This is a genomic window from Nitrincola alkalilacustris, assembly GCF_008973755.1.
GTDB classification, from domain to species: domain Bacteria; phylum Pseudomonadota; class Gammaproteobacteria; order Pseudomonadales; family Balneatricaceae; genus Nitrincola; species Nitrincola alkalilacustris.
In genome coordinates this window covers 182,488-197,911 of sequence record NZ_WBOM01000006.1, presented here as the reverse complement: position 1 = coordinate 197,911, position 15,424 = coordinate 182,488, and the positions used below count along the sequence as shown (strand labels likewise).

The window sequence follows — 15,424 nt, the reverse complement described above, 5'->3', positions numbered from 1 at the left end:
GCCGGCCAGCGTCATCATGACACGACAGTATGTTGCCTACCCTATTGAAAGATAGAACCTGTTTATACGATCCGCCAGAGGCACCACAGGTTCCGGCTCAAGATGAAAATGGTGCGTTCCCGGAAACAGATCGGTTTGTATCCCTTGTACGCGCGTTGCGAGCGTTCCGGTCAATTCCGGATAAATCCCCTGTTCGGCCAGACATAAAAGTGATGGGCAGCGGATACGCTCAAGAAAGGCGCAGACCTGTTGCTCAGTCAGCCTGACCACCGAAGGTAATGTCACACTGGCATCCGTACGCCAGTGATAGCCATGCTCGGTCTTGATGATCGCGCGCCCGACAAGGCGCTCGGCAGCTTCTTCCGGAACAGGAAAACGCCCATTGATACGTGCGGTAACCGCCTCTTGCATTGTGCTGTAATACCGCGGAGAGCGATGCCTCAGGCGTGTACGTTTACGCAGCGCATCAGCCATTTTTTCCGGCAACTCAAGTGCGTCATAAACCAATGGTGCAAGGCCTTCAAGCAAAACCAGGCTGGCCACACGATCCGGAAAGGTGCCAGCCACAAGCGATGAAACAGCAGCGCCCATGGAGTGGCCGAGCAGATGGATCTGATCCAGCTCGAGCTCATCGGCAACGGTCAGCAGATCAGAGACATTATCCCAGATATAATAGGGCATACTGCTGGGACGGTGAGAGGTCAGGCCATGACCCATCATATCCAGGGCAATCAATCTCACACCCTTGAGAAGCGGCGCGAGCTGATAAAAGGTTTCGGCATTATCCAGCCAGCCATGCAAAGCCAGCACTGGCAGGCCATCTGATGGCCCCCACGCGATTGCCGCCATCTCCTGCCCCTGCACCTCAAACCGCAGCTCTTGTCGCATTGGATTGTGCGACGCTTTATTCTGCTCTTTATTCTGCTCATTATTCTGCATGGAGCACACTCCCTGACTCAGCTCACTCTAGCATAGACAACACAGATTCAACCGCTTGTGACAGTAAATGATCAATATAAACATCAAGCCGGATAGTAGCTGGCCAGCAAACGACCCATATTGCCTGCCGGCCAGTCAGTCTCGACAACAGCCAGTTGCGCTGTGGCCCAGGATAACTGCGACCTGTTGCCATCACATAGCCAGTTGACCCAGCAGCCGATCAACGGCTGATGCGTCACGATCAACAGGGGTTCGTTGGGGACATATGCCTCCAGCGCCTCACAGGCCAGAATCGGCGTGGAATCAGGAACCAGAGCATCCAGCGCTACTGACGGCACCTGCAGCCCCTCAGCCAGCAGCTCTGCTGTCTGCATAGCTCTGACATAAGGACTATGCAGCACCAGAGAGACGCTACTCAATAACTCAGGTATCTGCTCCCGAACACTGATCACCTCCTGACGCCCATTAGCTGACAGCTCGCGCCCGGCATCGCCGGAGGGAGACCAGGGCATCGCCTCACCATGACGTATCAGCAGCAGCCTCATCCTTCGTCCCTGGGCAGTACGAACTCAACGTCAGAATTCTGAACATTGAGCATCATACCCTTGACCACGGCTGTGACCGGCGCTCCATTGAACACCACTTCATACAGACCCGACACCAGAGGCATATAGATCTCCTTCTCCAGCGCCTTGTCTCGCACCTGGTGCAGAGTATTGACGCCCTCAGCCACTTCACCCAGCTCAGCAACTGCCTGATCCAGCGTTTTACCCGAACCCAGCGCATAACCGACGCGGAAGTTACGACTCAGAGGGGACGTACAGGTCACGATCAGATCACCGACACCGGCCAGGCCGAGGAAGGTCATGGGATTAGCCCCCATGGACACAGCAAAGCGGCTCATTTCGGCAAGGCTGCGCGTAATCAGCATGCTTTTGGTGTTTTCACCCATACCCAGTGCCACACTCAAACCGGCCGCAATGGCATAGATATTCTTCAGCGTACCACCCAGCTCCACACCATAGGTATCACTGCTGGCATAAACACGGAAATAGGCACTGCCCAGCAGGTCCTGAATCCGGTTGCGAAGTGCAGCATCAGTACTGGCCACGACACTGGCCGTTAATTGACGCTGTGCAATCTCCTTGGCAAGATTGGGTCCACTGAGCACACCCACAGCCGATGCCGGGCACACATCACAGATAATCTCGCTCATCAGGCTGAAGGTGCCCGCCTCGATCCCCTTGGTGGTACTGATCAGCAACTGATCCGGCTTCAGAAAAGGCTCCGCCTTCAGCATCACACTGCGAAACGCATTACTGGGCACCGACACGAATACAACTTCAGCACCGGTGATCGCCTCTTCGAGATCAGCGGTGGCATGCAGCGATGGAGATAGCGGATAATCGGGGATATAGCGCGTATTGAGACGGCTGCTGTTCACCTCGGCGGCACGCTTGGCGTCACGCATCCAGAAATGCACCGGAACCCCTTTTTCAGCCATCATATTGGCTATTACTGTGCCAAAGCTGCCGCCACCCAGCACTGCGACGTGTTTGACTGTTTTACTCACAACTTTCCACTCCGGAACTGACAGGTTGTTGAAAAACCATCTGCGCTTTCGCTGCCTCTATGCATGATCCAACAGCCTGTCGAACAATTTCAAACCAGTGATCAGCCCAGGTCGGAACCCACCACACCGGCATGCCTAATCACGCCTTTCAGTATCCATACTATCCAGCAGTTTATCTATCCCTTTGAAAACAATGAGAACAAAGCCCAGGCTGACTACAGCCAGCGCCAGAAACAACAACAGTTGCATGGGGTCGCCGGTACGCTGATATCCGGCAACCCCTACTACCGCAAAAAATGCGCTGATGGCTATCGCAAGCAGATTGCGAATGCGACGGGTATTATGTCGATCACTCATGACTGATTGACTGGTTTACTCTCTGATTCGTCTGAAGCCTCGGCTTCGGACTCTTCGGTTGATGTGACGACACTCTTTTCGGCAGACTCATCCTTTGGCAAATCACTGGCCTCATCCTTCGCAGCAGATTCGTCAGACTTTGCAGACTCATCCGCAGCAGACTCATTCGACTCTAGTTCATTAACGGCAGGTTCATTAACGGCAGGCTCATTCACGACAGTTTCATCTATCACAGGTGAGCTTTCCTCAGCTGCTTCAGTCCGCTCGGTTACCTCCTGCGCCGCTTCAGAGAGATCCAGCTCAGCAGGGGCTGTCTCTGGCTCGGATACCGGCTGAGGCAGATCGCTCAGCAGCTCGGCGTCCGGATGAATGCACTCAAGCTTCACGCCGGTTTCCGCTTCTATTTCGGGAATCAGGAAAGAGTCATTCTCACAGGCGAAACAGATCGAAGTCCCACTGGCACCGGCACGTCCGGTACGACCGATACGATGCACATAGTCATCAGCATCTTCCGGTAACTGATAGTTGATCACGTGAGTGACACCATCAATATGAATACCACGCCCTGCCACATCGGTTGCGACCAGCACCTGAATCCTGCCGTTGCGAAAATCATCCAGTGTCTTGACGCGCTTGTGCTGGGGGATTTCACCCGACATCAGCGATGCCTTGAGGCCATCGCGCTGGAGACGCTCGGCCAGTTTGCGAGTTTCACTGCGACGGTTACAGAACACAATCGCGCGATCAACACCATTGACCCTGAGGTAGTTGCGCAACAGGCGGTATTTATCAGATGCTGCCACCAGAAAAACCTTCTGGCTGATATTGTCGGTCGTGGCACCCTCTGATTCCATCTCAAACTGAACCGGATCAACCGTCCACTGACGCGCCAGGTTCATGATCTCATCCGAGAAGGTAGCACTGTAAAGCATCGTCTGGCGCTCAGGCCCCTTACGCGGGGTCTGCCGAATGATGGTTCTGACATCAGGAATGAATCCCATGCTCAGCATTCTGTCAGCCTCATCAAGGATAAGCACTTCGACATTGTAGAGATCGACATCCTTGGATCTGACAAAATCGATCAGTCGACCCGGGGTCGCAACCAGCAGGTCAACCGGCCCGCTGGCCAGGTCCTTACGCTGCTTGTCGAAATCCATACCGCCCACCAGCGATACGACCTTGAGATCACTGTATTTGATCAGCCCTTCGGCATCGGAAGCTATCTGCAACGCAAGTTCACGGGTCGGAGCCAGAATCAGTACGCGCGGCTCGGCCAGCTTGCGTTTACCCTCAAGAGGAAAGTCCAGCAGATCGGTGATGACACTGATCAGAAAAGCCGCTGTCTTGCCTGTTCCGGTCTGTGCCTTGGCTATCAGGTCCTTGCCTTCCAGGGCCTGCGCCAACGTCACAGACTGAATCGGCGTGCAGTACTCAAATCCGAGATCATGTATGGCATGCATCAGGTCATCCGGCAGATTGAGGTCCTGAAACCGGGTTTTGTCGGCCACGGCTGGCACTGTAATCTCAAGAGGTGACCAGGAGACCTTTTTGGTATCACGACGGCTGTCACGACGCTTGCGTCTTGGTTTTCTGTCGTTACTGGAAGAGTCGCCGGTAGAGCCTGCTGTATTTGCAACAGCATCTGCAGGTTTGTTATCAGCTTTTGAATTCAAAATATTGCCTTCCTGACTTAAGCATTAAAATTGACGGCGAAAAGGCGGCAGGGAGTCCAGCATCTGGCGCCCATAGCGTTTATTGACGATGCGCCGATCCAGAATAACGATACGGCCATGATCCTTTTCGGTTCTCAGCAATCTGCCAACCGCCTGGGTCAGCTTCATTGCTGTTGCGGGCACCATCCAGTCATTGAAAGGATTGCCACCCTGTTGTTCTATCCATTCTGCCATAGTCGCATCGACCGGGTCATCCGGCACGCTGAATGGCAGCTTGGCAATGATCACATCCGTTAAATAGTGTCCCGGCAGATCCACTCCCTCTGCAAAGGACGCCAGCCCGAAAATGATACTCGGCTGCCCCTCATCAAGCCGCTGGCGATGCTGCCGGAGAATCTCCCCCTTGGCCAACTGCCCCTGAGCCAGTACATTATTTTTCACGGAATCATCAAGCCGATCAAGCACTGTCAGCATCTGTTTCCAGGAGCTGAACAATACCAGTACTGCCTTGAGTTGGGCCAGTTCCCGATTCAGATACTCAGCCACCTCCTCGGTATGCTCCTGCGCTTGGCTCGGATCTGTGCGCATCTGAGGCACCTCCAGCACAGCTGCATTATAGTGATCAAAAGGGCTGAACAGCCGCTCACAGGTGGTATCTGCAGCCAGCCCCAGACTGCTGCAGATACGATCAAAGCGCCCAAGTGAAGTCAGGGTTGCAGAGGTCACAAGCGCACCAAAACATGACTGCCAAAGATGTTCACGCAAGGTATCCGCGACTGACACGGGGCTGCTGCGACACTCAAAATCCTGTGCATGACCGGCTTCAACTCTGATAATCCATCGCGCAACAGGGGTCGATCCCTCGGGGTCGGGCCGTGCGTAACTGCCAGCCAGCCAGCCCAGGTGCTGGATTCGACTCCAGAAAACACCTATCTGAGGATACCACAACTCGGCATCGGCACGCGCCACTTCGCTGCTCGCGCCCTCCATCCCCTCCTTGAGCAGATCGGATATCTGCTCAAGCAGTTGGCCCACTCTATCGCAGCAAAACGCAATCTCCTGTGCCGGAGCATACCAGCCTTCCGGCAAGACACCACCTGGAAAGCGATAGCGCGCTGATTGATTACGCTCATCGCTGAACTCAAGCAGCGATGCCAGCACCTCAAACTGCCCCAGAGCACGATACAGATCAGCACCGGGTTGCTGCATGCGACCGACGTAATCAGCAAGCTGAGTGGAGCCGGTTTCCTGAGCCAATTGATTGAGTTTTTTCTCGAGTATGCCGATCAGTTTCTGACTGGCACCGATGCGCATGGAGTAGGCAAAGTGATTGGAAGCCTTGTCGGAAAGGTGATGCCCCTCATCAAATATATAGAGGGTTTCAGCAGGTTCAGGCAGAATCGCACCACCGCCCAGCGCCAGATCAGCCAGCACCAGATCATGGTTGGCCACAATCAGATCTGCTTCGGCGATACGATCACGCGAGCGATAGAAGGGGCAGACACTGAAATTACTGCAGCGACGGTTGCTGCACTGCATATGATCACTGGTCAATGGCTGCCAGAGGTCATCTGCCACCTCCAGTTCCAGACGATCACGATCGCCATCCCACTCCCCTGCAGCATAACGCTCCATCAGCGTACGATAGAGTTGCAGCGAGGACTCAGGCAGACGCTCTTCAATCTCATCTTCGTACAGTGCAATCTGGCCAAGATTTTCCTGGCGCTCCAGGCAGTGCTCAACCTTGTTCAGGCACAGATAACGCCCTCGCCCCTTGGCAAGCGCAAAGCTGAAAACAAGTCCTGAGTGCTGGGCAAGCTCAGGCAGATCCTTACTGATCAGCTGCTCCTGCAGGGCAACCGTAGCGGTTGAGATCACCAGCTTGAGCTCCCGCCGACGCGCAATCGGCAACGCAGCCATCAGATAGGCTACCGTTTTCCCAGTCCCTGTTCCGGCCTCTACCAGAGTGACATGATTTTCACCCAGACGCTCGCCCTTGTCTCCCTGACGAATTGCACCCAGCACACGAGCGACAGCACCGATCATCTGCTTCTGAGCAGGACGGGCACGCAGCTCCCTGCTTTCGAGAAAGCGTGTGTAAGCGGTCTGAATCTCTTTTTTGAGATCACTTTCGAGCAACAGCAGAACTCCATCAGAGTCGATTGGATGTGGATATTAACAAAATACTGGATATACAGACAGATTTTTACTTGACGAATACAGAATACTGTATAAAAATGCAGTGACTGTATAAAAAGACATATTATTATGAAACTGACAAAGCGCCAAAGTGAAGTACTCGCCTGCATCAGACGGCATATGGAAACCACCGGCTACCCACCGACAAGGGCCGAAATTGCTCGTGATCTGGGGTTCAAGTCAGCGAATGCCGCCGAAGAACATCTTCGTGCACTCGCCAACAAAGGCGCCATTGAAATGATCAAAGGCACCTCTCGTGGTATCCGATTGCCGGATTTCGAGCAGGATCAAGGACTCCCTGTCGTCGGGATGGTAGCGGCAGGGTCGCCCATACTGGCTCAGGAGCATATTGAGCAGCACTGTACTATCTCCTCGGATTTTTTCCATCCGCCGGCACATTATCTGCTGCGTGTGCGTGGAATGAGCATGAAGGACGTCGGTATTCTGGACGGAGATCTCCTGGCTGTGCATCAGACCCGAGAGGTCAAGAATGGTCAGATAGTTGTTGCCCGTATCGGAGAAGAGGTAACAGTGAAACGTTTTCAGCGCAACGGACATAAAGTCAGTCTGATTGCTGAAAATGAAGATTTTCCCGCCATCGAAGTGGACCTGAAGGAGCAGGATCTGGTGATCGAAGGACTCGGTGTAGGCGTTATTCGTCAGAGCAGTTAGCCAGACGCAGGAGAGACGTAATGTTTGCAATTGCCGCAGAAAGAGATGATTCGCATATCACAGGACAGCTCCCGCTGACTATAGAAGCCAGCGCCGATATCACTGTCGAGACGCGCCCTCAGCGCAAGTTGATGAGCTGTACTCAGAGTAGATTGAAAAACAGCACTCAGCCCAGCGATCAGAACCTCATCCAGAAAAAACCCAGCGACCCTCTGAGCGGTAAGATCACCGAGATAGTCCTTCACAGCGACCTGGTCTCATTACAACCCATGATTCTGCCGATGCTGTCACAGCTCAGCCATGGTGAGCGCTGGCTGGCGCTGGTTGCCCCTCCATCAGAACTGACCCGCAATCACCTGCTGCAGGCCGCCACCGATTTGAGCCGAACACTGACGCTTCGCTGTGAAACGGATAACGCCGTTGAACTGGCAGCCAAGGCGCTCTGTGCCGGCACCTGCCATACCGTGATTCTCTGGCACCCGGAGCTGACACAGCAGGAGTTACAACGACTTGAGAATGCCGCACTGGCTGGAGGCAGCCACTGCCTGGCGATTCATGGACATTCCTGGTAACAGGTTATGGCAACCAAACCACTGCAACCAAACCTTAGCAACCACCTGTAACGGTCCGATACTACCACTCCTGCATACCGCTGCGCTGGCGCTCCACCATATCACGCAGTGAACTGAGCCAGGTCTGATACTCGGCCATCACTTCAGGATCCTCTGCATGATCCGGATTGATCTGCATCACCTGTATCTCTGAGTGGCTTTTTGTCGGATCCGCACGCTCGCTCCTGTGATCAGTGGCTTGCCAACAGGCCTCATAAGCTGCCTGCAACTGACAAAGCCAACTCTGCTCACGGCTTTGCAAGGACTCCAGTTCCGATACTTCAGGTGACTCCTGACCCGACTGCTCAAAACAGCGGCACAGATCCTCAAGCGTATTGACTGATGCCGCATCAAAACTGTAACGCTCTGCAATCTCACGCAAAAACGCGACATAAGCAGCACTCAGATGAAACAGGATCGACTCCTGATACGACTCAATCAGCGCATGCTTGCTCCAACTGGTCGATTCATGGGCCGACTTCAAGGCATCCAGATGCAAACGAGCAAAGTTCAGTTTCTGGTTGGTGCGTATCAGATAAACATCACTCATGCTCTACCCCTATCTGCTCACTTGGTTTTGGTGGCTTTGGCCGGTTTCTTTTTGGCCGCTTCCACCTGCCATTTACCATTGGTGTAAAAAGCTCTCCAGCCGGTTGCCTTGCCTTCAGATTCAGACATTACGTACTGCTCCTGAGTTTTACGGCTGTAGCGAATCACGCTGGGATTACCCTCATCGTCCTGCTGTGGTGCCGAAAGCAGGAAATGATACTTGGGATCCAGTGCATCCTTATGCGGAATCAGCTCACTGACCAGAGGTGCTCTTGTTTCACGATTCTTGGGAAACTGACTGGCGGCCAGGAACAAGCCACTGGCACCATCACGCAGGATGTATGTGTCGTCGACTTTTTCACACTTCAGCTCAGGCATGGGTACCGGGTCCATTTTTGGCGGAGCAGCCTCACCACTTCGCAAGAGCTTGCGTGTATTCTTGCACTCACTGTTGGTACAGCCAAAAAACTTGCCAAAGCGACCCGTCTTTAACTGCATCTCAGAGCCGCATTTGTCACACTCGAGTACAGGGCCGTCATAACCCTTGATGCGAAAGGCACCCTTCTCCACCTCATAGCCTGGGCAGTCCGGGTTGTTACCACAGATATGCAGTTTGCGCTCTTCATCCACCAGGTACGAATCCATCGCCGTACCACAGAGTTTACAGCGGTGCTTGTTGCGAAGAATGCGGGACTCCTCCTCATCATCTCCGTCAACACTGACCACCTCATCACCCGGGATCAGGTTGATCGTGCACTTGCAACGCTCTTTGGGTGGCAGATTGTAGCCGGAGCAGCCCAGAAACACGCCGGTACTGCCGGTGCGAATCATCATATGACGGCCGCAGTCGGGACACTCGATATCAGTCGGTGTCGGCGTATTCGGACGCATGCCGTTTTCTGGGTTCTGCGCTGCCTCCAGAGATGTGACAAAGTTTTTATAGAATTTGTCCAGAAGCTCTCGCCAGTCCATCTTGCCCTGAGCTATTTCGTCTAGGTACTCCTCCATCCGGGCGGTAAAACCGTAATCCATCAGGTCAGAGAAGTTTTCACTCAGTCGCTCGCTGACGATGTCACCCATTTTCTGGGCATAGAAGCGACGCCCCTGAACCTCGACATAGCCACGTTCCTGAATCGTCGAGATAATCGCAGCATAAGTGGAAGGACGGCCGATACCCCGCTTTTCCAGCTCCTTGACCAGACTCGCTTCAGAATAGCGCGGTGCCGGTTTTGTAAAGTGCTGTTTGGATTCAAGATCAATCAATGACAGCACTTCACCCTTCTTCAGGTCGGGCAGGATAATATCCTCATCCCCTTTGCCACGACTTGGCAGAATACGCGTATAACCATCAAAGCGCAGAATGCGCCCTTTGGTCGCCAGTTCAAAGTCACCACCTGCCACGGTAAGACGTGTGCTGGTGTATTGTGCAGGCAGCATCTGGCAGGCGATAAACTGACGGCGAATCAGGTCATAGAGGCGCACGGCATCCGTTTCCATACCCACCAGATCATCCGGTGCAACTGAAACATCTGACGGCCTGATCGCCTCATGCGCTTCCTGAGCACCCTCTTTACTGCTGTAGCGTACCGGATCTGCGGGCAGGTATTTTTCACCGAATTTTGACTGAATATAGTCACGACAGGCTGCCACCGCATCTGCACTGAGATTGGTTGAGTCGGTACGCATATAGGTGATGTAACCCGCTTCATAAAGTCGCTGGGCCATCATCATGGTTTTCTTCACGCCATAACTCAGGCGTGTACTGGCTGCCTGCTGCAGCGTAGAGGTAATGAAAGGTGCAGATGGCTTGCTGCTGGTAGCCCTATCTTCACGGCTGACAACCGTGAGCTTTTCCTGACGCAGCTGTGCAGTCAGCTCTTCCGTCTGCTCGCTCGAAGTCGGCCTGAAGTTATCTGCGCCATAGCGCATCACCTGCAGCTTTACCTGATCATCTGCGCTGCTGCGAGCATCAGCAAACACTTCCCAATACTCTTCGGGAATAAAGGCACGAATTTCACGTTCGCGCTCCACTATGAGCTTGACCGCAACCGACTGCACACGACCTGCCGAAAGCCCCCGAGCGACTTTTTCCCAGAGCAGTGGCGAAACCATATAACCGACCACTCGGTCCAGAAAGCGCCTCGCCTGCTGAGCATTAACACGGCTCATATCCAGCTCACCCGGCTTTTCAAACGCCTGTTTGATCGCTTTTTTGGTGATTTCGTTGAACACGACACGTTTGTAGCGACTGCTGTCGCCGCCAATCGCCTCACGCAGATGCCAGGCGATAGCCTCTCCCTCGCGGTCAAGATCCGTTGCCAGATAAATCTCGTCAGCCGATTTTGCCAACTTCTTCAGCTCATCAACCACCTTCTCCTTACCAGGCAGTATCTCGTAATTCGCTTCCCAGCCATGCTCCGGATCGACACCCATACGTCGGATCAGCTGCTGTCGCCCCTTCTTGCGCTGATACTCCAGCTTGTCTTCGGGTGACATCTTGCGCGTCAACGCAGCCTGCTTTGCACGCTCCTTGGGATCAGACTTACTGGCCCCACCTGTCGGCAGGTCACGAATATGGCCGACACTCGACTTGACGACATACTGACTGCCGAGATACTTATTGATTGTCTTCGCCTTAGCCGGCGACTCGACAATGACCAGGGTTTTTCCCATTAAACTAAGTCCTTAATCCTGCAAGCAGCCAAAAACATGCGTGCATATATAAGTGCTGACACCTGAAGGGTCAAGCAACATACAGAAAATAATCTGTTTATCTTTGAAGGGCACTGGTCCTAAAATAGGTCCTGATGCAATGTTTACAATAAAATCTATAATGTTATCTGTTATACCAGAGTGCCAAACAGAATGCTCAGAGACAACCTGGTTTTTATAATTTTGATCGCTGTAGTGGGCGTTGCCGCTCTGCTGATCAACTATTTCATCAATATGCGAGAAAGCCAGCAGGAGTCTCGCAGCTCCCGCCTGCGCTGGCTCAAGGAGCAGGCTGAGCACACCCTTAACGCCCTGGCCATCCTCAAGGAGGCTGGTTGCCGTGAAGATATTACCGACAAACTCAATCAGCACGCACTGGCCCTGATCGAAGAGATTGGCGTTCTCGCACCCGATTCCGAGTTGATGACGGATGTCAGCCGCATGAAGGAAACCAGCGACAGAGCCCGTCCGACTCAGGGGGCCTTTGACAGCGATCGCGCCGTCAAGCGTGCTCAGATCTACATTACCTTCGCCGAAAAACTGCTGATCGATATGGCCAACAGAGGCAAGATGACACCTCAGCTGGCCATCAACTATCAACAGGATCTCTACTGGTTGAACATCTCACTGGTTGCAGATGCCCACCTGGCTCACTCGGCCAAGCTGGAGCAGAGCGGAGACAAGATAGGAGCCTTATCTCATCTCAAGCATGCGAAGGCGATTCTGGTACGCGCGAAAGTGACACAGCGCCAGAAACAACCCAAGCTTGATCAGGTGCAGGAGATCATCGATCGTATTCAGCCACCAAAGGACTTTGGCCCAGGCAAGCTGGCCGCAGCACTTGATGACTATCTCAAGGAGTAACCCCTCAAGGCGAGCATCAACCCTCAGGACTCTATGAGTGCAAACCTTGGGCACTGTGTGCCATCTTTCAGCACCACCTGCTCAGTAAACATTTCCAGCGGCCGAACCCAGAGCCCGAAGTCACCATAAAGTGCGCGGTAAATCACCAGCCACTCCTCCGTTTCGGAGTGCCTGGCAGTTCCAAACACCTCATACTCAAGCCCCTTGTAATGTCTGTAGCGACCTGGCAGAGGCTGTATCAGTGTTTTCATCAGCTTTCACCTGTGTTGTTCTTATCTTGTTGAATAGGCGCCTCAATCAGATCCGCGCATCCAGAATCGGCTGGATCTGCTCGCGCATACGATCAAGGGTAGCGAGATCGCCACGCTCACGCCAGTAAACCGTAAAGTGTACGGGTGATGATTCCAGTGCGATCACATCTGCCGGAAGCTGATCAATCAACTCTCGTATCAGGGTAAGTGCTGCTGCTGACAGCTTCCCCTCACCCTTTTTCCATGACCAACCGACCGGCAACCCCGAGTCAGCGACATTGTCCACCCTGAAAATCTGCCAGGAAACCCAGCGATCACGTAACTCCTGTGGAAGGTCGGCGCGAAGAATGCGATAAGCCGGGACCGATATTTTCTCAGCTTCCATCTCACCCTTTCCACGCGTGGTTTCTATTCTGGCGATCTGAACCATGAATCCAATTTGTTTGGCGTGCAGACGCATCGCAGCCTGCATCCTCTGGCGCGGCGTGGGCTTGATCCACATCAACGAACCCAGTAAAGAAAGCATCACAAGAGTGATGATTACCCATTGCATGATGCTATCCTTAAGTCAGGATAAATGGATTTCTCAAACCAAGACTGATAAACAGGTAATCCCATGAGTACATATTCCCGTATTTTGTTAGCGATTGATCTGACCGATGAATCCTCTCAGTTGATCTCCAAGGCTGATGAGATGGCTCGCCTCTATGGAGCAGAGCTGAACATCATTCATGTAGTTGAGCCTTTGACTTTTGCCTATGGTGGAGACGTACCAATGGACCTGTCCACCATTCAGGAACAACTGGATGATCATGCCAAACGCAAGATGGATACGCTGTGTGCGGCCATCTCCCAGCCGGTGAATCAGCAGTATATCGTCACCGGACATACCGAATCTGAAATTCATCGCATTGCCAACGAGACGGAAACTGATTTGATCATCGTCGGCAGTCATGGCCGGCATGGGCTTGCCCTGCTGCTGGGCTCAACAGCCAATGGCGTGCTACATGGCGCTCAGTGTGACGTACTAGCGGTACGTGTGAGGCAGAAAGAGGATTAATCCTCCCCTGCCTGCATCGCTTCCAGCTCGACCCAGCGCTCCATCAGCGCCTCAAGCTTGCGCTCCTGCTCGTGCAGCAGCGCAAGTCGCGCCGTAACATGAGTGTGGTCCTGCTGATAAAAATCAGCAGCCGCAGTTTCAGCAGCGAGTGCCTCAAGCTCTGCTTCTGCGGCTTCCAGCTCTGCCGGCAAGGCATCCAGCTCACGCTGCAACTTGTAGCTGAGTTTTTTTGGCGCCTTGTTTTTGCGCCCTTCATCACTTTGCACAGCAGCAACCGCTGATGAATCGATTACAGATGAACCACTTGCAGGAGCATTCTGAGATCTCTTATTAACTACTGGCTCTGATGGACGCTGCCTCAGCCAATCCTGATAGCCACCCACATATTCACTGATTCTGCCATCACCCTCGAATACCAGCGTGCTGGTCACGACATTATCCAGGAAGGCTCGGTCATGGCTTACCAGCAGCAGTGTACCGTCATACTCCAGCAGGATATCTTCCAGCAGCTCCAGAGTTTCGATATCCAGATCATTGGTCGGCTCATCGAGCACCAGCATATTGGCTGGTTTACTGAACAGGCGCGCCAGCAATACGCGATTACACTCACCACCCGAAAGCGCCTTGACCGGTGTTCTTGCGCGCTCTGCACTGAACAGGAAATCACCCAGGTAACTGATGATATGTCGATTGCGCCCATTGATCTCGATGAACTCACGCCCTCCTGAGACGTTATCAATCACGCTGCGCTCCAGATCCAACTGGTCACGCATCTGATCAAAGTAGGCCACTTCGATCTTGGTACCCTGCCTGACCTGCCCTGTATCTGGCTGAAGATCACCAAGCAGCACCTTCAACAATGTACTCTTTCCGATACCGTTAGGACCGATCAGGCCGATTCTGTCTCCTCTTTGCACACGCAGGTCCAGATCACGAATCAAAGCTGCACCGCCCAGAGACAAAGAAACAGCTTCCAGTTCAGCCACCAGCTTCCCTGACTGATTGGCCTGCTCAAGGCCAAACTTGGCAGAGCCCTGACGCTCACGACGCGCTGCACGCTCACGACGCATGCTCTCAAGTGCTCTGACACGACCTTCGTTGCGGGTACGTCGTGCCTTGATGCCCTGACGTATCCAACGCTCCTCCTGAGCCAATTTCTTATCAAACTCGGCCTGATGCCGCGCCTCCTCCTCCAGCAACAACTGCTTCTGCTCAAGGTAGCGACTGTAACTGCCTGGGAAACGGGTCAGGCGACCCCGATCCAGCTCAACTATCACCGTTGCCAGCTTCTCAACCAGCGCACGGTCATGCGAGATAAACAGCAGACCACCGCGAAAATCCATCAGCATCTGCTCCATCCACTCGATGGTTTCAATATCAAGATGGTTGGTAGGCTCATCCAGCAGCAACATATCTGGCTTCTGTACCAGTGCAGCACCGAGTGCTGCGCGTCGACGCCAGCCTCCAGAAAGCTCGGCCATGGTTTTATCGGCCGGCAACCCCAGGCGATCAATCACGGATTGAACCTGCTGTTCAAGATGCCAGCCATCAACCGCCTCCAGGCGCTGCTGCAGCTCTTCAAGTTCACGCATGGCCGCATCATCATGGCGTTGCGTCAGTTGATCGTACTGATTCCGCAGCGCCAGCACGTCCGACAGGCCCGCCGTCACCACATCCCACACTTTACGATCATCCGCAGCAGGCAGCATCTGCGGCAGATCCGCAATGCGGGCAGAAGGCGCTTTCCAGATCACGCCGCTATCCTGATGCTGAGTGCCATTGATCAGCTTCATCAGGGTAGACTTCCCTGCCCCGTTCATCCCCACCAGCGCAACCCGCTCACCTGCCTCTATCTGCAGATCAGCAACATCAAGAATAATCTGGTTACCAAACGCCAGTGATACCGCATCAAGCTTGATCAGTGTCATAAATCCCAATTACCTCGTTTATTCAGCGCGTCATTC

General features: G+C 53.6%; 14 protein-coding genes and 1 pseudogene. 4 read left to right on the top strand and 11 right to left on the bottom strand.

What is annotated here, in order from left to right; translation table 11 throughout:
• Nucleotides 1–36: 36 nt before the first annotated feature.
• From F7R27_RS12765 to dinG, 6 genes and pseudogenes are all read right to left on the bottom strand, one after another.
• Complete coding sequence (locus tag F7R27_RS12765) at nt 37–939, bottom strand: alpha/beta fold hydrolase (protein WP_240776367.1); 903 nt, start codon at nt 937–939, stop codon at nt 37–39.
• An 83-nt stretch (nt 940–1,022) separates the two neighbouring features.
• Nucleotides 1,023–1,484 carry a phosphohistidine phosphatase SixA gene (sixA, locus tag F7R27_RS12760; protein WP_151704649.1) on the bottom strand — a complete coding sequence of 154 codons (462 nt, stop codon included), beginning with the start codon at nt 1,482–1,484 and terminating at the stop codon, nt 1,023–1,025.
• Nucleotides 1,481–2,512 carry an NAD(P)H-dependent glycerol-3-phosphate dehydrogenase gene (locus F7R27_RS12755; RefSeq protein WP_151704648.1) on the bottom strand — a complete coding sequence of 344 codons (1,032 nt, stop codon included), beginning with the start codon at nt 2,510–2,512 and terminating at the stop codon, nt 1,481–1,483. The genes sixA and F7R27_RS12755 overlap by 4 nt, the downstream gene beginning before the upstream one ends.
• Before the next feature lie 135 nt (nt 2,513–2,647).
• Nucleotides 2,648–2,869, bottom strand: a complete 222-nt coding sequence (locus F7R27_RS12750) for a hypothetical protein (protein WP_151704647.1) — start codon at nt 2,867–2,869, stop codon at nt 2,648–2,650.
• Nucleotides 2,870–3,216: 347 nt separating this feature from the next.
• Nucleotides 3,217–4,392: pseudogene (gene rhlB / locus F7R27_RS12745) on the bottom strand (ATP-dependent RNA helicase RhlB); the annotation flags it as partial.
• A gap of 174 nt (nt 4,393–4,566) precedes the next feature.
• Nucleotides 4,567–6,681: an ATP-dependent DNA helicase DinG gene (gene dinG / locus F7R27_RS12740; RefSeq protein WP_151704645.1), complete on the bottom strand. Its 2,115-nt coding sequence runs from the start codon at nt 6,679–6,681 to the stop codon at nt 4,567–4,569.
• A gap of 129 nt (nt 6,682–6,810) precedes the next feature.
• Between dinG and lexA the strand changes: the two genes are divergently transcribed.
• Both lexA and F7R27_RS12730 read left to right on the top strand, forming a co-directional pair.
• Complete coding sequence (gene lexA / locus F7R27_RS12735; RefSeq protein WP_151704644.1) at nt 6,811–7,413, top strand: transcriptional repressor LexA; 603 nt, start codon at nt 6,811–6,813, stop codon at nt 7,411–7,413.
• Between the two features lie 20 nt (nt 7,414–7,433).
• Nucleotides 7,434–7,985 (top strand): SulA-like leucine-rich domain-containing protein, encoded by a 552-nt coding sequence (locus F7R27_RS12730; RefSeq protein ID WP_151704643.1) that lies wholly within the window; start codon nt 7,434–7,436, stop codon nt 7,983–7,985.
• Nucleotides 7,986–8,046: 61 nt separating this feature from the next.
• Here F7R27_RS12730 and F7R27_RS12725 read toward each other — a convergent pair whose 3' ends face one another.
• Entirely contained in the window at nt 8,047–8,574 is a 528-nt protein-coding gene (locus F7R27_RS12725; protein WP_151704642.1) for a DUF6586 family protein, read from the bottom strand.
• A 17-nt stretch (nt 8,575–8,591) separates the two neighbouring features.
• Nucleotides 8,592–11,246, bottom strand: coding sequence for a type I DNA topoisomerase (gene topA, locus F7R27_RS12720; protein WP_151704641.1), 2,655 nt, complete (start codon nt 11,244–11,246; stop codon nt 8,592–8,594).
• Between the two features lie 192 nt (nt 11,247–11,438).
• Here topA and F7R27_RS12715 point away from each other — a divergent pair, with 192 nt between their 5' ends.
• Nucleotides 11,439–12,149 carry a DNA topoisomerase I gene (locus tag F7R27_RS12715; protein ID WP_151704640.1) on the top strand — a complete coding sequence of 237 codons (711 nt, stop codon included), beginning with the start codon at nt 11,439–11,441 and terminating at the stop codon, nt 12,147–12,149.
• Nucleotides 12,150–12,172: 23 nt separating this feature from the next.
• Here F7R27_RS12715 and F7R27_RS12710 read toward each other — a convergent pair whose 3' ends face one another.
• Both F7R27_RS12710 and F7R27_RS12705 read right to left on the bottom strand, forming a co-directional pair.
• The gene (locus tag F7R27_RS12710; RefSeq protein ID WP_206060508.1) at nt 12,173–12,391 is read right to left on the bottom strand and encodes a DUF1653 domain-containing protein; all 219 of its coding nucleotides are present in this window, start codon (nt 12,389–12,391) and stop codon (nt 12,173–12,175) included.
• A 55-nt stretch (nt 12,392–12,446) separates the two neighbouring features.
• Entirely contained in the window at nt 12,447–12,953 is a 507-nt protein-coding gene (locus F7R27_RS12705) for a hypothetical protein (protein ID WP_151704639.1), read from the bottom strand.
• 63 nt (nt 12,954–13,016) lie between these two features.
• Between F7R27_RS12705 and F7R27_RS12700 the strand changes: the two genes are divergently transcribed.
• On the top strand, nt 13,017–13,460 hold the full coding sequence (locus F7R27_RS12700) for a universal stress protein (protein WP_151704638.1): 444 nt from the start codon (nt 13,017–13,019) through the stop codon (nt 13,458–13,460).
• On the opposite strand, the gene F7R27_RS12695 is transcribed toward F7R27_RS12700, so the two are convergent.
• A complete protein-coding gene (locus tag F7R27_RS12695) occupies nt 13,457–15,388 on the bottom strand; it encodes an ATP-binding cassette domain-containing protein (protein ID WP_151704637.1) in 1,932 nt (643 codons plus the stop codon). The two genes, F7R27_RS12700 and F7R27_RS12695, sit on opposite strands and share 4 nt — an antisense overlap.
• Nucleotides 15,389–15,424: the final 36 nt, after the last annotated feature.